General features: G+C 62.5%; 18 protein-coding genes. 9 read left to right on the top strand and 9 right to left on the bottom strand.

Going from position 1 to position 17,036, the window contains the following annotated elements; all coding sequences use genetic code 11:
* Window positions 1-86: 86 nt before the first annotated feature.
* Window positions 87-1,031 carry an electron transport complex subunit RsxB gene (gene rsxB / locus PCA31118_RS13880; protein WP_150625779.1) on the top strand — a complete coding sequence of 315 codons (945 nt, stop codon included), beginning with the start codon at window positions 87-89 and terminating at the stop codon, window positions 1,029-1,031.
* Window positions 1,032-1,096: 65 nt separating this feature from the next.
* The gene (gene nth, locus PCA31118_RS13875) at window positions 1,097-1,741 is read left to right on the top strand and encodes an endonuclease III (RefSeq protein WP_150625778.1); all 645 of its coding nucleotides are present in this window, start codon (window positions 1,097-1,099) and stop codon (window positions 1,739-1,741) included.
* Between the two features lie 200 nt (window positions 1,742-1,941).
* Here the strand turns inward: nth and PCA31118_RS13870 are convergent, their stop codons facing one another.
* Both PCA31118_RS13870 and PCA31118_RS13865 read right to left on the bottom strand, forming a co-directional pair.
* Complete coding sequence (locus tag PCA31118_RS13870; RefSeq protein ID WP_150625777.1) at window positions 1,942-2,535, bottom strand: malonic semialdehyde reductase; 594 nt, start codon at window positions 2,533-2,535, stop codon at window positions 1,942-1,944.
* 101 nt (window positions 2,536-2,636) lie between these two features.
* The gene (locus tag PCA31118_RS13865; protein ID WP_150625776.1) at window positions 2,637-3,596 is read right to left on the bottom strand and encodes a DMT family transporter; all 960 of its coding nucleotides are present in this window, start codon (window positions 3,594-3,596) and stop codon (window positions 2,637-2,639) included.
* Window positions 3,597-3,772: 176 nt separating this feature from the next.
* On the opposite strand from PCA31118_RS13865, the gene PCA31118_RS13860 reads away from it, so the two are divergent.
* Window positions 3,773-4,204 carry a DUF1841 family protein gene (locus PCA31118_RS13860; protein ID WP_150625775.1) on the top strand — a complete coding sequence of 144 codons (432 nt, stop codon included), beginning with the start codon at window positions 3,773-3,775 and terminating at the stop codon, window positions 4,202-4,204.
* 191 nt (window positions 4,205-4,395) lie between these two features.
* Here PCA31118_RS13860 and PCA31118_RS13855 read toward each other — a convergent pair whose 3' ends face one another.
* Both PCA31118_RS13855 and PCA31118_RS13850 read right to left on the bottom strand, forming a co-directional pair.
* Complete coding sequence (locus PCA31118_RS13855) at window positions 4,396-4,797, bottom strand: c-type cytochrome (protein WP_150625973.1); 402 nt, start codon at window positions 4,795-4,797, stop codon at window positions 4,396-4,398.
* Between the two features lie 46 nt (window positions 4,798-4,843).
* Window positions 4,844-5,209 (bottom strand): c-type cytochrome, encoded by a 366-nt coding sequence (locus PCA31118_RS13850; protein WP_150625774.1) that lies wholly within the window; start codon window positions 5,207-5,209, stop codon window positions 4,844-4,846.
* A 281-nt stretch (window positions 5,210-5,490) separates the two neighbouring features.
* On the opposite strand from PCA31118_RS13850, the gene PCA31118_RS13845 reads away from it, so the two are divergent.
* The 4 genes from PCA31118_RS13845 to PCA31118_RS13830 all read left to right on the top strand — a co-directional run bounded on the left by PCA31118_RS13845 (window position 5,491) and on the right by PCA31118_RS13830 (window position 9,360).
* On the top strand, window positions 5,491-6,333 hold the full coding sequence (locus PCA31118_RS13845; RefSeq protein WP_044455241.1) for an AAA family ATPase: 843 nt from the start codon (window positions 5,491-5,493) through the stop codon (window positions 6,331-6,333).
* Between the two features lie 13 nt (window positions 6,334-6,346).
* On the top strand, window positions 6,347-7,522 hold the full coding sequence (locus tag PCA31118_RS13840) for a vWA domain-containing protein (protein ID WP_150625773.1): 1,176 nt from the start codon (window positions 6,347-6,349) through the stop codon (window positions 7,520-7,522).
* A gap of 160 nt (window positions 7,523-7,682) precedes the next feature.
* A complete protein-coding gene (locus tag PCA31118_RS13835) occupies window positions 7,683-8,894 on the top strand; it encodes a benzoate/H(+) symporter BenE family transporter (RefSeq protein WP_150625772.1) in 1,212 nt (403 codons plus the stop codon).
* Window positions 8,895-9,015: 121 nt separating this feature from the next.
* Window positions 9,016-9,360, top strand: a complete 345-nt coding sequence (locus PCA31118_RS13830; RefSeq protein ID WP_150625972.1) for a DUF2322 family protein — start codon at window positions 9,016-9,018, stop codon at window positions 9,358-9,360.
* A 178-nt stretch (window positions 9,361-9,538) separates the two neighbouring features.
* Here the strand turns inward: PCA31118_RS13830 and PCA31118_RS13825 are convergent, their stop codons facing one another.
* From PCA31118_RS13825 to PCA31118_RS13805, 5 genes are all read right to left on the bottom strand, one after another.
* The gene (locus PCA31118_RS13825; RefSeq protein ID WP_150625771.1) at window positions 9,539-10,381 is read right to left on the bottom strand and encodes a spermine/spermidine synthase domain-containing protein; all 843 of its coding nucleotides are present in this window, start codon (window positions 10,379-10,381) and stop codon (window positions 9,539-9,541) included.
* A 175-nt stretch (window positions 10,382-10,556) separates the two neighbouring features.
* Complete coding sequence (locus PCA31118_RS13820; RefSeq protein WP_150625770.1) at window positions 10,557-11,102, bottom strand: DNA-deoxyinosine glycosylase; 546 nt, start codon at window positions 11,100-11,102, stop codon at window positions 10,557-10,559.
* A gap of 5 nt (window positions 11,103-11,107) precedes the next feature.
* Window positions 11,108-11,704: a chorismate--pyruvate lyase family protein gene (locus tag PCA31118_RS13815; protein ID WP_150625769.1), complete on the bottom strand. Its 597-nt coding sequence runs from the start codon at window positions 11,702-11,704 to the stop codon at window positions 11,108-11,110.
* A gap of 243 nt (window positions 11,705-11,947) precedes the next feature.
* The gene (gene htpG / locus PCA31118_RS13810) at window positions 11,948-13,834 is read right to left on the bottom strand and encodes a molecular chaperone HtpG (protein WP_150625768.1); all 1,887 of its coding nucleotides are present in this window, start codon (window positions 13,832-13,834) and stop codon (window positions 11,948-11,950) included.
* Between the two features lie 256 nt (window positions 13,835-14,090).
* Window positions 14,091-15,536: an aminotransferase-like domain-containing protein gene (locus PCA31118_RS13805; RefSeq protein WP_150625767.1), complete on the bottom strand. Its 1,446-nt coding sequence runs from the start codon at window positions 15,534-15,536 to the stop codon at window positions 14,091-14,093.
* Between the two features lie 296 nt (window positions 15,537-15,832).
* Here PCA31118_RS13805 and PCA31118_RS13800 point away from each other — a divergent pair, with 296 nt between their 5' ends.
* Both PCA31118_RS13800 and PCA31118_RS13795 read left to right on the top strand, forming a co-directional pair.
* Complete coding sequence (locus tag PCA31118_RS13800) at window positions 15,833-16,186, top strand: DUF2917 domain-containing protein (protein WP_174990466.1); 354 nt, start codon at window positions 15,833-15,835, stop codon at window positions 16,184-16,186.
* Between the two features lie 122 nt (window positions 16,187-16,308).
* Entirely contained in the window at window positions 16,309-16,995 is a 687-nt protein-coding gene (locus tag PCA31118_RS13795) for a VOC family protein (RefSeq protein ID WP_150625765.1), read from the top strand.
* Window positions 16,996-17,036: the final 41 nt, after the last annotated feature.

Below are 17,036 nucleotides of genomic sequence, written 5' to 3'. Positions count from 1 at the left end.
ATGGGGCGGAATTATGGCACAACGGTTTCAGTGTTTCCGCAAAATGCAGGATAATTCGACTTTCTGCCGAATCCCCCACAAAAGACGTGTCCGAAGTCAGCGCGCTCGCCCAGCGCATCGATGCCCTGTTGCCCCAGACGCAATGCACCAAGTGCGGTTACGCAGGGTGCCGTCCCTACGCCGAAGCGATCGCCAGCGGGCAGGCCAACTATAACCAGTGCCCGCCGGGCGGGGCCGAAGGCGTGGCGCGGATTGCCAAACTCCTGGGCCGCCCCGTCATCCCGCTCAATCCGGAAAACGGCGTGGAGCGGGCCCGCCCACGTGCCTTCATCGATGAATCGTTGTGCATCGGCTGCACATTGTGCATTCAGGCGTGTCCGGTCGACGCCATCGTCGGTGCCGCCAAGCAGATGCACACGGTTATTGAAGACCGCTGCACCGGCTGCGATCTTTGCGTCCCCCCCTGCCCCGTCGACTGTATCGAGATGATTCCCGTGACCGGCGAGCGAACCGGTTGGGACGCTTGGTCGCAGGCGCAGGCGGATCAGGCTCGTACGCACTTCGAAGCGCATCAGGCACGTCTGGAAAAAGACAAGGCCGAGCGTGAAGCGCGGCTGGCCGCCCGGGCCGCGCGAGTCGCACCGGGTGCGCAACTTGCGCCCGCCGCAGGTGGCGCCGATACCCATACCCAACCTGCGGCCACCGCGGGCGACGTCCCCAAAGACGCCGCGAGCGAAGCGGGAGCGGCCTCGCTGACAGCCCCTGTCGCCGACGAAGCTGCCGCTGCCGCTGCGCGCAAGCAGGCCATCATTCAGGCCGCACTCGAACGGGCGCGTCAAAAGAAAGCGGCACTGGCGGCCGAGGGGCTGGGCCCGAAAAATACCGAGAATGTCTCTGCGTCGGTTCAGGCACAAATCGACGAGGCCGAAGCACGTCGGAAGCGTCTCGGCCTGCATGACGGTGGCAGTGAGAGTTTGCCTGGTACGTCGGATGCGCCGGACGCCGGAGACGACACAAAGCATCGAACCTGATCGGGCGGCACACCGCTTTGACCGCCCCTCTTACAACAAGACAAACGCCCTCCACGCGCCCCGCCATGAACGACGCCAAACGCCGCGCCCTGTTCGAGACGCTGCAACAGCTCAATCCCACGCCGACGACGGAGCTGGAATATACGTCGCCATTCGAGTTGCTGATCGCCGTGCTGCTTTCGGCACAGGCCACCGACGTCTCGGTGAACAAGGCAACCCGCAAGTTGTACGCCGTGGCCAACTCACCGGCAAAGATGCTCGCGCTCGGAGAGGCAGGCGTGGCGGATTACATCAAGACCATCGGGCTGTACCGAACGAAGGCCAAGAACGTGATCGCCACCTGCCAGCTTTTGCTCGATCTGCACGGCGGTGAAGTGCCGCGCTCGCGCGAAGCATTGGAGGCTTTGCCCGGCGTGGGCCGAAAGACCGCAAATGTCGTACTGAATACGGCATTCGGCGAGGATACGATTGCCGTCGACACGCACATTTTTCGCGTCGCGAATCGTACGGGACTCGCGCCTGGCAAGGATCCGCTAGCCGTCGAGTTGGCGTTGGAACGTGTCACGCCGCGTGAATTCAGGCACGACGCCCACCATTGGCTCATTCTGCACGGCCGCTACGTGTGCAAGGCGCGCAAGCCCGAGTGCTGGCATTGCGCCATCGAGCCGCTGTGCGACTTCCGCCCCAAGACACCGGCACCGAAGACCTGACGTGCCCAAATGCGGCGCAACGTCGTCAAATCGCCTGCGATCCCCACACGAATGTCGACGAAAAACGGGCGGCCCGATATCGGGGCCGCCCGTTTTTTTTGCCACACCGCTTTCAGCGTACTGACCGGCGAACCGACGGGCGAACCGACGGGCGAGCCGATCTGGGTACTGGAAAAGCAGCGTATTCGACTGCCGATCCGTCAGATGATGCGAGCTGCCTCGTCGAACGAGAGACGCGGGTTACGGGGGAACAGCTTGTCGTGATCGCCGTAGCCAAGGTTACAGATGAAGTTCACGCGCCACTCGGTACCGGCGAAGAAGGTGTCATTGACCTTTTGTGCGTCGAAACCGGCCATCGGCCCGCAATCGAGCCCCAATGCGCGCGCCGCCAGAATGAAGTAACCACCTTGCAGGGAACTGTTCATGTGGGCGGCACCGGCGGCCTTCGCGGCGTCGCCCGCGAACATCGGCACCATCTTTTCCGCACCGTTGGGGAACAGCTTGGGCAGGTGCTCATAGAACTTCAGATCGTAGGCGATGATCGCCGTGACCGGTGCCGTGCGGGTCTTGTCCACATTGCCGGGCGCCATGCATTCGAGCAACCGGGCCTTCGCTTCGGGGCTCTTCACGAAGACGATGCGTGCGGGCGTCGTGTTGGCGGACGTCGGCCCCCATTTCACCAAATCGTAGAGTTCGCGCAGCGTCTCGTCGCTGACAGCCTTGTCGAGCCACACGTTGTGCGTGCGCGCGTCGGTGAACAGTTGGGCGATGGATGCCGGGGCAATGGTGCTCATGACGAATGACCTCGAAAAATGAATCGCTAATAAAGCGCTGTCGATGGCGATTGTACCGTCGTCACCTGTCGCGCGCCGCTGTGGCAAAAATCACCGTGACGTCAGGTATTGGCCGCGTTGCCTCGCGCGGACAGCCAGACGACGCCCGCCAATATCAGTGCCCCGCCGCCCCACTGTGCGGGCGCGAGCGTTTCACCCAACAACATGGCCGCGAGCAGCACGGTGACCACCGGCTCCAGTGTCGAGAGCATCGAGGCACGCCCCGCGCCAAGGCGCTGCAAGCCGGCGAAGAAAGTCAGAATGGCGACGACCGTCGAGCATACGGCGATGGCGACCAGCGCCGCCCAACCACCGGCGCTCGCAGGCCAGTGCAACGGCTCGCCCTGCCATGCCCTGATTGCCGCCATCACGCCGAACGACGCGGTAGCAGCCACACAGACGAGCGTCGCCGTCGCACGGGCGTCCACCCCGCGCGTTAGCCTGGCGCCCACGACGATATACCCCGAATAGATCAACGCGGCCGCCACGGCCAGCGCCATGCCCAGTGGCTGGCCTTGCCCGCCACCGACCGTGAGCGCGGTCCCCAGCGAGCACAGCACGAGCGCCCCCAGCTTGACCGGCGTGAGGCGCTCATGCAGGAAAATCGCAGCCAATATCGTCACGAAAACGGGGTAAAGATAAAGCAGCAGCGCGACGAGCGACGCCTGCGCGTATTGCAGTGCACCGAAGAAGCACAGTGACTGACCGACATAGCCGATGCCGCCCATGAGGGCGATATGCAACGACTGACGGCGTGACGGAAAACGCACGTGCTGCAGGCGACACCAGGCAATGAGCAATACGGCCGCGACAAAGAAGCGAAACAACAGCATCGCGAAGATGTCAGCGCCCGACGCGGTCGCCCCCCTCGCGAAGATCGCCATCGCCCCGAACGCCGACGCCGATATCGCGATCAGCGCTACGCCGCCCCAAGCCGGCGCCGCACGACCAACGTCCCCGACGGGAGCGGGGACTGCGCCGGTTGTCGGAGGCAAGTCGGGAGGGCGCGGGCTTTGCGGCATGATTGGGCGAATTGAGCGACAATACGGCGTGTTTTTATTGCGTTATCGGCGAATTCCGGTCACTACCGGCGCGCCCGGCCTATTGCGGCACTGCGACGTGACGATCACCGCTCCGCCATTGTAGTCACGGCAAAGCACACCGCAAGACGCCTCAAAAAGAACCCCACGGAGTCCCCATGTTCAATCCGAGCCGCGACGAAGTCCGGCAATTCTTCTGCACCACCTGGCAAAAGCAGCGCGATGGCAATATCCTCACGCCGCTCGAGACGATCGCCGCCGACTGGATCAACGAACACCCGGAGTATCACGACGCCCTTGCCGACACCGACGAGGCCAGCGCCCGCGATTACTCACCGGAAGCAGGACAGACCAACCCGTTCCTGCACTTGTCGATGCATCTGGCGATCAGCGAGCAGGTCTCGATCGATCAGCCCCCGGGCATTCGCGCCGCGTACGAAAAGCTGACGAACCGCCTCGACTCCCCTCACGAAGCGCAGCACCGCATCATGGAATGCCTGGGACAGACGCTCTGGGAAGCGCAGCGCAGCGGTCAGCCCCCCGACTCGGACGCGTATCTGCAACGTATCGAGCAACAGGCATCACGCTAGGCGCCGCTGGCGCAGCGATGCCGGAGGCGATCGGCACGGGCGAATTGAGCTGCACCACGTATGAGTACGCCGCATCTGGCGACAACACGCGGACAACGTAGCCAAGTCCGTTGAAAGCGTAGCGCGCCAGACGAAAACAAACGACGGTCGCCACGCGGCAACCGTCGTTTTTTCATGCCGTCGCGAAAGACTTACTTCTTCGTTACCAGATCGCCGGGCAGCGATTCGATGTACGCCGAAATGTCCTTGAGCTCCTGGGAGGTAAAGGGCCGCGGCTTGCCGTCCTTGCCGATCGTCGCCGGATTGGACATGACCTGCGTCTTCATGATCGCGTTGCTGCGACCGTAAACGAGACTGGTTTCGTTCTGATATGCGCGCAGGGCGTTATAGATGTAATCCGCGTACTGACCGGCCAGCTTCGGATACTCCGGCGTGATCGGCGCGTTCAGATTAGCACCGTGGCAACTGACGCACATGCCCTTGTCGACCAGCGCTTTGCCGTTCGCAACGTTACCTGCGGCCACCGCAGCGCCGCTCATGCCGGCGAGCACCGCACCCAGCGTCAGGGACACCGCGGCCGCGGCCTTTGCCATCGAATGCATCGAATGCTTCATCGTGTTCTCCTCAGCCACGCACGTTTTACTTTTGGGGATTGACCGGCGTCGACGCCGTCTGCGCCGCGTAATAGGCGGCAATGTCGACGATGTCCTGATCGGTCAACGTGGCTGCGATGCCATGCATCGTCTGGAACTTGCGGTCGCCCTTGGCGTATTCCTTCAGAGCGTTTTCGATGTACTTCGCGTTCTGTCCACCGATTTTGGGTACGTGATACACCTCGGGGAACGCGGTGCGATAGTCGGGAATGCCGTGGCAGCCGATGCACATGGCCACCTTGCCTTTTGCCGCTTCCATGTCAGGCTTGAGTTCGGCCGCATGAAGCGCGCTGAGCGACATGAGTGACGTGCTGCCAAGCGCCAGCGCCATCATCGTGAGGAACTTTTTCATGGTCTTCTTGGGAACGTTTTTGGTTGGAATACCGGCCCGCAACACGCAGATCGACATCCCGGCTCCAAGGCTGTCGACCTGTGAAAAAAGCAATCGATTGTAACCCACACCCTCCCGGGCGCAAACTCGGTGCTGACCCGCACAGTTCTCCGAAGTTTTCTCGCAAGCCTTTGATGTAAAGGCACATTTGCGGCGCCCAAGCGAGCCTCATGCGCAATGTCTTATACTGAACTTTTTCCCTGCCCGGCCGCTCGGCCGGCGGTTTGCGGACGGCTCAGACAATGCGCTTCGAAGGTTCTTCCCAATACGTCGCTACCGACGACCTCAAGCTCGCCGTGAATGCGGCGGCCACGCTGCAACGACCGTTGCTCATCAAGGGCGAGCCCGGCACCGGCAAGACCATGCTCGCGGAAGAAGTCGCGGCCGCCCTCGGCATGCCGCTGCTTCAATGGCACGTCAAGTCCACGACCAAGGCGCAGCAAGGTCTGTACGAATACGACGCCGTGTCGCGTCTGCGCGATTCGCAACTGGGCGACGAACGCGTTCGCGACATCGCCAACTACATCGTCAAGGGCGTGCTCTGGCAGGCCTTCGAGGCCGACCAGCCGGTCGTGTTGCTGATCGACGAGATCGACAAGGCGGACATCGAATTCCCGAACGACCTGCTGCGCGAGCTCGATCGCATGGAATTCTACGTCTACGAGACGCGCGAGCTGGTCAAGGCACGCCATCGCCCGCTCGTCATCATTACGTCCAACAACGAAAAGGAATTGCCGGACGCCTTCCTGCGCCGCTGCTTTTTCCACTACATCAAGTTTCCCGAGCCGTCGACGATGCAGTCGATCATCGACGTCCATTTCCCCAATATTCGACGCGAACTGGTGAACGCCGCCATGGCGACGTTCTTCGAGGTGCGCGAAATCCCCGGCCTGAAGAAGAAGCCGTCGACCTCGGAGCTCATCGACTGGCTCAAATTGCTGATGGCCGAGGAGATTGGACCGGAAGCGCTGCGTAGCGCCGATAACAAGCTGGCGATTCCGCCGCTTGCGGGCGCGCTGCTCAAGAATGAGCAGGATATGCACCTGTTCGAGCGCCTCGTCTTCATGAACCGCGCCAATCGGTGAGCGCGGCAACGTCATGCTGATCGACTTCTTCTACACCTTGCGCGCGGCGAAGCTGCCGGTTTCCGTCAAGGAATACCTGACGCTGCTCGAAGCGCTGCAACGTCAGGTCATCGCGCCCTCGCTCGACGAGTTCTACTATCTGGCGCGTCTTTCGCTCATCAAGGACGAGAAGCACTACGACAAGTTCGACCAGGCGTTTGGCGCGTACTTCAAAGGCGTACAGCAGATCGTGGATGCCTCCGGCGAGGTGCCGCTCGACTGGCTAAAGAAGCGTATGCAACGCGAGTTGTCTCCCGAAGACAAAGCGCGTATCGAGGCACTCGGCGGGCTGGACAAGCTCATGGAACGCCTGAAGCAATTGTTCGACGAGCAGAAGGGCCGGCACGAAGGCGGCAACAAGTGGATCGGCACGGGCGGAACATCGCCCTTCGGCAACGGCGGTTACAACCCCGAAGGCATTCGCATCGGGGGCGAAAGCAACGGCAATCGCACCGCGGTCAAAGTCTGGGACCAGCGTACGTACCGCGACTACGACGATTCCGTAGAACTCGGCACCCGCAACATCAAGGTTGCGTTGCGACGCCTGCGCAAATTTGCCCGCGAAGGCGCTGCCGAAGAACTCGATCTCGACGACACGATCCGCTCGACCGCCGCCAACGCCGGCTGGCTCGACCTCAAGCTCGTGCCGGAGCGCCATAACAACGTCAAAGTGCTGATGCTGCTCGACGTCGGTGGCTCGATGGACGACCATATCGCCCGCACGGAAGAGCTCTTCTCCGCAGCAAAGTCGGAATTCAAGCATCTCGAGTTCTACTATTTCCACAACTGCGTGTACGACTATCTGTGGCGGCAAAACCGTCGTCGCCACAACGAGCGCTTCGAGACGTGGGACGTGCTTCGCAAATATCCCTCCGACTACAAGCTGATTTTCGTGGGCGACGCCACGATGAGTCCGTACGAAGTCCTGCAACCGGGCGGCTCGGTCGAGTACAACAACAAGGAAGCGGGCGCCGTGTGGCTGCGGCGCTTCATCGATCGCTTCCCGCATCATGCGTGGCTCAATCCGGAGCCGGAAGCGATTTGGCAATATCGCCAGTCGATTTCGGTGATCCGTCAGCTATTCGCGAATCGCATGTACCCGATTACGCTCTCGGGGCTGGAGTCGGCAATGCGCGTACTCAGCAAGTAAGCCGCCGCGTCCGATCGTTTCCCCGTTGCTTCTGATGGCGCCACGTTGCCGTACATTGCGGTGTACCGGACGCCGCACACGTACCCCGTCTATTGCGCCGCCAGTACAGCAAGACATCACAACAACAACGCCACAACATACGCAGAGACACCCCTTCATCATGACGTCCAGCACTACCCCCGCGCCGCCCCCGCCCCTGCCGCCACTGCGCCCCCTGGCGGACACCTCGCCATCGGCCATCGTGGCCGGCTTTGTGGCCATGATGACCGGCTATACCAGTTCGCTCATCCTCATGTTCCAGGCCGGACAGGCCGCCCATCTGAGCCCGGCGCAAATCTCGTCGTGGATCTGGGCGCTGTCGATCGGCATGGGCGTAACGACCATCGGCTTGTCACTACGCTACCGCACGCCGGTAGTAGTCGCGTGGTCGACGCCGGGTGCCGCCCTGCTGATCACGTCGCTGCCGGGCGTTCCCTATGGCGAGGCCATCGGCGCGTTCATCGTCTGCAACGCGCTCATCGCCATTTGCGGACTAACGGGCGGTTTCGAGACGATCATGCGACGCGTGCCGCCGGCCCTGGCCTCCGCATTGCTCGCCGGGATCCTGTTCCGGATCGGGCTGGAGATATTCGTCGCCGCGCAGCACCAGACGGCACTCGTGCTCTCCATGTTCTTTACGTACCTCGTCGTCAAGCGTTTCGCCTCGCGCTACGCCATTTTGCTGGCGCTGATCGTGGGAACGGCCGTTGCCGGCGCGCTGGGGCTACTCGATTTCAGCCACTTCAACGTCTCGCTTGCGAAGCCCGTCTGGACGACCCCGTCGTTCTCGCTGGCCGCGACGATCAGCATTGCGATCCCACTGTTCGTGGTGGCGATGGCCTCACAGAACGTACCGGGACTGGCCGTGCTGCGCGCGGACGGCTACAACGTTCCGGCGTCGCCGCTGATTTCGACGACGGGTATCGCGTCGGTACTGCTCGCCCCCTTCGGCTCGCACGGCATCCATCTGGCGGCCATCACGGCGGCCATCTGCACGGGTCGCGAAGCACACGAAGACCCCGCCAAGCGCTATACGGCAGCCGCGTGGTCCGGCGTGTTCTATCTGATCGCCGGTACGTTCGGTGCGACGATTGCTGCGCTGTTTGCGGCGTTCCCGAAAGCGCTCGTGGTCTCGATTGCGGCGCTCGCCCTGTTCGGTTCGATCATGAACGGCCTGGCCAATGCGACGCATGACGTCAAACAGCGCGAAGCGGCGCTGATTACGTTCATGGTGACAGCGTCTGGCCTGACGTTACTGTCCATCGGTTCGGCCTTCTGGGGACTCATTGCGGGCGCTCTGACGCTGGCGATCCTGCAATGGCGACGCGATTGATCCCGACGTACGGTCACGACGCCCGCCCGTAAATAGCAGCAACAGCCGAAGTGATAACATTCGGCCCGCAACGTTTTCCTTTCCCATTCGACGTAACCGCAGGAGCAGCAACACCATGGCAGTGATCGATCCGACCCCGGTATTCAAGGACAACCTCGCATTGATGGCCAATATCGACAGCAAGGGCATCGAAGGCATCGCCCGCATCGACCTGCGCAACGGCAGCGGCGCCATCGTCGGCACCATCGAGAATGCGCCGGGCAAGCAAGGCTCGCTCGCCGTGTACCACTACCTCAAGCAGGCCTTCGGCACGCTCGACGTCAAGGCCGCAGAGCACGCACTGGCCGTCTTCGGCGAACACACGGCAGATGCCCGCAACCGTCCGGGCGCCCACCCGAACGTCGATCGCCTGCTGGCGATCGTCGCCAGCGGCGAACCGCTGACCATCGAAGAAGTCGCGGCCTGATTCGGCACGACCGGCGCCGATCGCCGCCGATCGCCGCCAGTCGACGCCAGTCGACGCCAGTCGCATAGGCGAACCGATCGCTTAGCGGCCGCGCAAAAGAAAAGCCAGCCTATCGGCTGGCTTTTTTGCATCTACGCGAATGGCGGCTTACGCCATTCGCGACACTCCGCGTGTGGCGTCAGACCGTAAGTACCGGACCGCCATCGCCGTTGGCTTCACGAAGCTGTTTGACCCAGCGTTTGGCAGGCAGACCGGTGGCCGCTTCCACCACCTTGGCGCGGGCTTCCACGTCCTTCCACTCGACCGACAGGAGCGGGCCATTGAAGGCCAGTACGATGACGTTGCCGTCATGCACTTCCGGGAACTCGATCACCCGATTGTCGAACGCCTGACGCAGACGACGGATGTTCTTCGGATAGCTGTCGTGATCGCCGAACAGATTCATCGTCAGCATGCCCGGCTCACGCAGCGTGGCGCGGCACGCCTTGTAGAAGGCCGGCGTGTCATGCACCGGTCCACGCGCGGTCGCATCGTAGAGGTCGACTTGCATGACGTCAACAGTGCCATGATTCGCGGTGTCGGTCACAAAATCCCAGGCGTCGGCTTCGAGCACCTTCAGGCGACGCGAATCGCTCGGCAGATCGAACATCGTGCGAGCGGCGACGACCACGGCCGGGTTAAGCTCGACAGCCGTCACTTGCGTGCGCGGGAATTGCTTGGCGGTGAACTTGGTGATCGAGCCGGTGCCGAGACCGAGTTGCACCACGTGCTTCGGCGCGCGCATGAACAACAGCCACGCCATCATCTGCTGCGCGTATTCGAGTTCGATACGGTCAGGTTTGGACAGACGCATCGCCCCTTGCACCCACTCGGTGCCGAAATGCAGGTAACGCACGCCACCGATTTCGGAGAACGTCACCGGCGCAAAACGCGGCTTGTACGCGGGGCGCGGGGAACGGGCGGCACGGTCGTCGGCAACGAACGCTTCGGCTTCGATGGATTTGCGTTTGATGAGGGTCATGTGTCCTTCAGTAAGGCTCGGGAAATTCCGATGGGTTCGCATTGTACCGGGTTCGGGATGCCTGACACCCCACGCGCCTACGTTGATCACGCATACGTAGTCTGCGTACAAATTGCAAATCGAACTGATCCGGTCGGCAGGAACGGGGGAAAACGATGCCGTGGATATCGGTCGACTACGTCTGGTCCAGCCACTCACGCAGAGCGAGCCAGGCATCGCGCTTTGTGGCCAGAGGAATCGTGTACGCAGGGCTGCTCGACGGCAGCAATACGACCGGTATCGTCACACCGCCCTGCGCGAGAGCCCGCTGACCGATGCGAGCCGCCGTGCCGCCGTTGAACGCCACGGCGCGCAGTGCAGGCAACGTGGCGATCAGGCCGGCGAGATCGCTGCCGGTGTGCAACCGGATGTTGCTGTCGAGGCTGCCTTCGCGGCGTGCTTGCGCCACGACGTCCCACAGTCCCACGCCATGGGCGCGCAATGCGTCGAGTCGCGCCTCGTAAGCAAGCGTGGGTAACGGTTCGCCGATCACTTCGCCCACGAGATACCAGAACCGATTCTGCGGATGCGCATAGTACTGCTGGTGGGCGAGGGACACCTCGCCCGGCAGACTGCCGAGAATCAGTACACGCGTGCGTGCGTCCGCAACCGGCGGGAAATTGCGTTTCAGATCCGAGGCGAACGAGGTCGATGAAGTCGATGATTTCGATGAGCTCGGCATGGCAATCAAGCGTTCACATTGTCCCGCGGGGTGGACGCCAGGCGGCGCCAAAAGCGCGGAAGAAACGCTTCGGTGACGAGCAACGGCGCACCGTATCGGAGGAATACCGAGCGACGCGCCCACAGCCGGGCGCGCGGATGTGTGCCGACGAGAGGATCGCGCGCATCATGGCGAGCACGCCCGTGCAGCAGATGACGCGGCCCGAGAGGGCGAGAGACCAAAACGGATCGCGTGACGGCAGGATCGTGATACAGCAGGTCCGCCAGTGGGCGAGTCCGCAACCGGCGCATCGCTTGCCAGACCGACCGGCTATACGCGAGCGGCGTAACGCTGTGCGCCACGACCACGGGCTCGTCGTCGATCAGGAGAATGACGTCCCGCGCCCAGAGCGGGGTACGTAGCGGCACACCGATGGCGCGGCATTGATCGGCATCGGCGGGCATTACCCGCTCGGCCACGACACGCACACTGACCCGGCCAAGCGCCGACAGATGGCAAGTGAGCGCACCGCCTCGGGTCAGCCAGTCCTTGTGATGACGCGAAAGTGCCGGTGCCGGGACAGCCTGCCAGCGCCGCCCGCTTACATCGAATGGGAAAGTCATGGCTCGGCATTATAAAGGGCCTGTGCCCCCCTGCGCCGAGCAGCGATATACGTCCAAATCTGGCGTGACGCCCTGCGCGAAAGGCAATGGGCAAGCGACGTCCATGAAAAACGCCCCCGCGACATTTCGTCACGGGGGCGTTTTCCGGTCAGGCATACCGTAGCGAATGTGGCGTCAAACGGCAGATCTCACGCCGCTTGCGTCCAACGATTCTCCTGCCGCACGCAACCTCACTTAACGCACTTAACGTGCGGCGAGCAGCAACGCATTCGTACGTTTCACGAACGCCGCCGGGTCTTCGAGATTGCCACCTTCTGCCAGCAACGCCTGATCGAACAGCAACTGTGTCCAGTCCGACAGGTCGGCACTCTCCGCGCTCAGGCGTTTGATGAGGGCGTGCTCCGGGTTGATTTCGAGAATCGGGCGGAACTCCGGCATCTTCTGGCCGGCGGCCTTCATCAGACGCTGGAGTGTGCCGCTCATATCGTTCTCGTCCGAGACCAGGCACGACGGAGAATCGGTCAGACGGAACGTCACACGCACGTCCTTGGCCTTGTCCGCGAGCACTTCCTTCATCTTTTCCACCAGCGGCTTGAGTGCATCGCTGGTTTTCTCCTGAGCTTCCTTCTCAGCCGCGTCTTCGAGCGCACCGAGATCCAGATCGCCGCGCGCCACGCTCACCAGCGCCTTGCCGTCGAATTCGTGCAGGTAGGACAGCATCCATTCGTCCACGCGATCGGTCAGGAGCAGCACTTCCACGCCCTTCTTGCGGAAGACTTCGAGATGCGGGCTGTGACTTGCCGCCACCCAGTTCTCCGCCGTGACGTAGTAGATCTTGTCCTGCCCTTCCTTCATGCGGCCGACGTAATCGGCGAGCGACACGCTTTGCTCGGCCGAATCGTTGTGCGTGCTCGCGAAGCGCAGCAGCTTCGCGATCCGCTCGCGGTTCGCGTGATCTTCACCGGTGCCTTCCTTGAGCACCTGACCGAACGCCCCCCAGAACTGGGTGTACTTGTCCTGCTGGTTTTCGGCCAGATCTTCGAGCAGGCCCAGTACGCGCTTCGCGCAGCCCTCGCGAATCGCCTTCACATCGCGGCTTTCCTGCAGGATCTCGCGGGAAACGTTCAGCGGCAGATCGGCGGAATCGACCACCCCACGCACGAAGCGCAGGTAGTTCGGGAGGAGTTGCTCGGCGTCGTCCATGATGAACACGCGCTTGACGTACAGCTTCAGACCGCCCTGCGAATTACGGTCCCAGAGGTCGTACGGTGCGTGACCCGGCACGTACAGCAGTTGCGTATATTCACTGCGGCCTTCCACGCGGTTATGCGTCCAGGCCAGCGGCGGCTGCATGTCATGCGCAATGTGCTGGTAGAACTGCGTGTACTGCTCGTCGGTGATCTCGCTCTTGCTGCGTGTCCACAGCGCGCTGGCCTGGTTGACGGTCTCGTCCGTGTCGGCGGGCACCATGGCCTGCTTCTCTTCGTTCCACGATTCGCCGCGCATCACAATCGGCAGCGAAATGTGGTCCGAATATTTGCGAATGATCGATTGCAGCCGCCACGACGAGAGCAGTTCGTCTTCGCCCTCGCGCAGATGCAATGTGATGGCGGTGCCCCGCGATGCGCGCTCGATCGTCTCGACCGAGAAATCACCCTCGCCCGTCGACGACCAGCGCACGCCTTCGGCCGCCGGCAGTCCGGCGCGACGCGATTCGACCGTCATGCGATCGGCCACGATGAAGCCGGAGTAGAAGCCCACGCCGAACTGACCGATCAGGGCGGCGTCCTTTTGCTGATCGCCCGACAGGCGCGAGAAGAACTCCTTGGTGCCGGACTTCGCGATCGTGCCGAGGTGTGCGATGGCTTCATCGCGGCTCATGCCGATGCCGTTGTCTTCGATGGTGATGGTGCGCGCGTCCTTGTCGAACGACACGCGAATCTTGAGTTCCGGATCCTGCTCGTACAGCGCGGCGTTGTTGATCGCTTCGAAGCGCAGTTTGTCTGCGGCGTCCGAGGCATTGGAGATCAGCTCGCGCAGGAAGATTTCCTTGTTGCTGTACAGCGAATGAATCATCAGTTGCAGAAGCTGTTTGACTTCCGCCTGAAAGCTCATGGTTTCTTGCGCCATGGTCGGGACCCTCGTGAATCGATGAGATGGAAGAAATTTCGACGCTGATCGCCGCCCGGCGCACTTGCGCGAGCGCCGCCGCAACGGCGATACAGGTCGGAACATAGGGACGGGCGCGCCGCATTTCAAGGCCGCCGGAAGGGTTATTTTGCTGGGGAATACCCCCTGATGGCCCGAAATACCGTCAGACCCGGCAAAAACTCAAAGCGACCGGAGGGACCGGGGCAAGCAAAGCGTCTGGAGCGGCTGACGGCGCTTACGCCGCCAGCTCCAACTGCCGCGACAGGAACGACAACATGGACGGGTCGCTGCAACAGGCGATGTTCATTCGCATCCAGGTGCTTGGCGCCTGCCGTGGCGAGAACAACGCGCCCGGCGCAAACAGGAAACCCGCCTCATGCCCGGCGGCGGCGATCGCGCTCGTGTCGATCCCCGTATCGACCCACAGGAACATGCCGGACGTCGGCTCGCCGAACAGGCGCAGCCCGAGCCGCTCCATGTGCCGGCGCGCGCTGTCCCGCACCTCGTCCAGACGCGTGCGCAGGCGCTCGACATGCCGACGGTAATGCCCCTCGGTCAACGCCTTGTAGACGATCCGCTCGTTGATTTCCGGCGTGGTCGAACTCGAGAGCATCTTGTGATCGACGAACGTCTTCGCCAGCTCCGGCGAGCAGGCGACGAACGCGACCCGCAGGTTGGCCGTCAGCGTCTTCGAGAAACTGCCCATGTAGATCACGCGTTTGAGCTGATCCAGGCTCGCCAGGCGTGCCACCTGTTGATGCGGTGGGCACAGGTCGCAGTAAATGTCGTCTTCCAGGACCATGAAGTCGTACTGCTCGGCCAGCCGCAGAATCTGGAAGGCGCGCGCGGGCGTCAGCGAAGTGCCCGTCGGGTTATGAAGAATCGAATTGAGGATGAGCAGCTTGGGACGGTGCTGCTGCACGAGGCGCTCCAACGCCTGCATGTCGAGGCCGTCGGGCGTGTATGGCACGCCGATGGTGTGCGCGCCTTGTGAGGCAATTCGACCGAACATCACGAACCATGACGGATCGCCCACCAGGACGGTATCCCCTGCACCCACGTATAGACGCAGCAGGAAGTCCACGGCCTGCGTAATGCCGGACGTCAGTACGATCTGCTCCGGACGCGCCCCGATCTCCAGTTCCGCCAGTTGCGTCTGAAGCTGAACGCGCAAGGGCAGAAAGCCATGGGGATTGCCTGCCTGAAGCAGATACGCACTCGACTGCCGGCTCATCGAGCGCATGGCGGACGTCATCATCTCAGCGTCGAGCCAGCCCGGCGGCAGATATCCCAGCCCCGGCCCGCGCTCCGGCGCAACCTGGTGCAGCATGCTGCGTACCAGCCACGCCACGTCGAGCGGCCCCTGCGGGACCATCGGCGCCGCGGCGTTCTGCGGCGGCATGACGGGGCGTTCGCGTACGTAAAAGCCGGAACCGCGGCGGGCTTCGAGATATCCCTGAGCCACCAGACGCTCATACGCTTCCACCACCGAAAAGCGCGAAACCCGCTTGTCTTCGGCGAGCGAACGAATGGAAGGCATGCGCATTCCCGGCAGGAAAACGCGCTCCTCGATACGCAGCCTTGCCCAATGCACCAGTTGATCGACGAGCGTCATGCGGGACGTGTCGAGCGCGGCATTGTCCGCAAGGATCAACGGAGAAATGCGGTTCGTTGTGGCCATCGTTCTTTACCTCTGTTGCGCACGGACAGACGGCACCTGCCCGACTGAGTGCAGGAGCGCAGGAGCGCACCGGTCGTGCCGATGCGCAGGCGTTCGAGCGCACACCGATAGGTGTTGCGTCGAAGGTTGACAGGCACCTCCAGGTCGAAGTGTCAGCCCCGTACTGATCATGGATCGCCACTCTACGCCAGCCATTTTTCCTGTCAATGCTGAACTGTACCGAAAACTCTCTTGACATCTGTATCGGTACTGTACCGGAGTTAACCGATAAAGTGTCCTCTCAACTGGAGAACGCCATGCGTGAAATCCGACTCTTCGAACTGGACCCGGGACAAACCGTCTTCTGGCAAACCCCGGCCGCCGCCGCCCCTCAGTCGCTGCAAGTGTTGCAGGGGCTTCTATGGCTGACCGTGGAAGGCGAGCATGCCGACCATTGGCTGAGCGCGGGGGAGACCTTCGAGATTCGTGGCGGACAGCGCGTATGGCTCGGTACCTGGCAGGAAGGCGCTCGCATGCGCATGAGCCAGCCTGCGAAGATGGTTACCTCACCGGGGCGCCACCGTGTGCTGCGCATTGGGCTTCCGCAATCGTGGCGCGATATCGCTGCCCGCCTCGCGAGCCGCACGGCGACGCGACTGTCTCGCAGCTAAGCGCAGGTGGCCTGCGCGTGCCGCGCCAGACACATACGCATACAGACGCACAGACGTCGCGCCCGTAGCGAGGCAGAGTAAGCTATCGCTTTTGCCACCCGCCCTGTCCGTTACGACCTCATATGAGTGCACCTCACGCCCTGAAACTGGACCACCTCGTTGTTGCCGCACAAACGCTGGAAGCGGGCGAAGCGCATGTCATCGAACAACTTGGTCTGACCGACGTTGTGCCGCAACGCGGCGGCAAACATGCCCGCATGGGCACCCACAACAGCCTGCTGGGCCTGTGGGGCGACGCGTATCTGGAGATCATTGCGATCGATCCCGAGGCGCCGGCGCCGAATCGCCCGCGCTGGTTCGGTCTGGACGACGAAGCCGTACAGGCACGACTTGCTCGCGGCCCCTACCTCGCCCATTGGGTCGCTCGTGTACCGCGTCCGCGATCGCTGCCACGCTGGCAAGCGCAGTATCCGCAACGTCTGGCGCCTGTCATGGCGATGCAGCGCGGCGCACTGACCTGGCAGATCGGCGTACCGGAAGATGGCAGCCTGCCATCGTGGCAAGGGGCGGGGCAAGGTTTGCTGCCTACGCTGATCCAGTGGGATTCAGTACAGCATCCCTCGGATTCGCTTCCGTCCTCGGATTGCGCAGTCACATCGTTGCGTGGCTTCCATCCGCAAGCTGCGACCATCGCAGAACAGTTGCAGTGGCTGGGCGCGGATGCCTTGCTTAACGTCGAGGCGACGCTGGTCGAGCCGTCGCTCGCCGCAGAAATCGAGACACCCAACGGTCCCCGCACGTTGCGTTAGACCTTTGTTACGCCAAACGCCCGGCCACAGCGCATGGCGGG

The sequence above is a fragment of the Pandoraea captiosa genome (assembly GCF_902459775.1).
Taxonomy (GTDB): Bacteria; Pseudomonadota; Gammaproteobacteria; order Burkholderiales; family Burkholderiaceae; genus Pandoraea; species Pandoraea captiosa.
Note: the sequence above shows the minus strand (reverse complement) of the source record. Positions and strands in the feature narration are given on the sequence as shown.

What these genes read in the sequence shown, in the direction of transcription:
- htpG (WP_150625768.1), bottom strand. Translation starts at nt 13,834, where the DNA reads ATGGCGCAAGAAACCATGAGCTTTCAGGCGGAAGTCAAACAGCTTCTG.
- PCA31118_RS13850 (WP_150625774.1), bottom strand. Translation starts at nt 5,209, where the DNA reads ATGAAAAAGTTCCTCACGATGATGGCGCTGGCGCTTGGCAGCACGTCA.
- PCA31118_RS13805 (WP_150625767.1), bottom strand. Translation starts at nt 15,536, where the DNA reads ATGGCCACAACGAACCGCATTTCTCCGTTGATCCTTGCGGACAATGCC.
- PCA31118_RS13800 (WP_174990466.1), top strand. Translation starts at nt 15,833, where the DNA reads ATGCGTGAAATCCGACTCTTCGAACTGGACCCGGGACAAACCGTCTTC.
- PCA31118_RS13845 (WP_044455241.1), top strand. Translation starts at nt 5,491, where the DNA reads ATGCGCTTCGAAGGTTCTTCCCAATACGTCGCTACCGACGACCTCAAG.
- PCA31118_RS13815 (WP_150625769.1), bottom strand. Translation starts at nt 11,704, where the DNA reads ATGACTTTCCCATTCGATGTAAGCGGGCGGCGCTGGCAGGCTGTCCCG.
- PCA31118_RS13855 (WP_150625973.1), bottom strand. Translation starts at nt 4,797, where the DNA reads ATGGCAAAGGCCGCGGCCGCGGTGTCCCTGACGCTGGGTGCGGTGCTC.
- PCA31118_RS13870 (WP_150625777.1), bottom strand. Translation starts at nt 2,535, where the DNA reads ATGAGCACCATTGCCCCGGCATCCATCGCCCAACTGTTCACCGACGCG.
- PCA31118_RS13865 (WP_150625776.1), bottom strand. Translation starts at nt 3,596, where the DNA reads ATGCCGCAAAGCCCGCGCCCTCCCGACTTGCCTCCGACAACCGGCGCA.
- PCA31118_RS13795 (WP_150625765.1), top strand. Translation starts at nt 16,309, where the DNA reads ATGAGTGCACCTCACGCCCTGAAACTGGACCACCTCGTTGTTGCCGCA.
- PCA31118_RS13835 (WP_150625772.1), top strand. Translation starts at nt 7,683, where the DNA reads ATGACGTCCAGCACTACCCCCGCGCCGCCCCCGCCCCTGCCGCCACTG.
- PCA31118_RS13820 (WP_150625770.1), bottom strand. Translation starts at nt 11,102, where the DNA reads ATGCCGAGCTCATCGAAATCATCGACTTCATCGACCTCGTTCGCCTCG.
- PCA31118_RS13840 (WP_150625773.1), top strand. Translation starts at nt 6,347, where the DNA reads ATGCTGATCGACTTCTTCTACACCTTGCGCGCGGCGAAGCTGCCGGTT.
- PCA31118_RS13825 (WP_150625771.1), bottom strand. Translation starts at nt 10,381, where the DNA reads ATGACCCTCATCAAACGCAAATCCATCGAAGCCGAAGCGTTCGTTGCC.
- PCA31118_RS13860 (WP_150625775.1), top strand. Translation starts at nt 3,773, where the DNA reads ATGTTCAATCCGAGCCGCGACGAAGTCCGGCAATTCTTCTGCACCACC.
- nth (WP_150625778.1), top strand. Translation starts at nt 1,097, where the DNA reads ATGAACGACGCCAAACGCCGCGCCCTGTTCGAGACGCTGCAACAGCTC.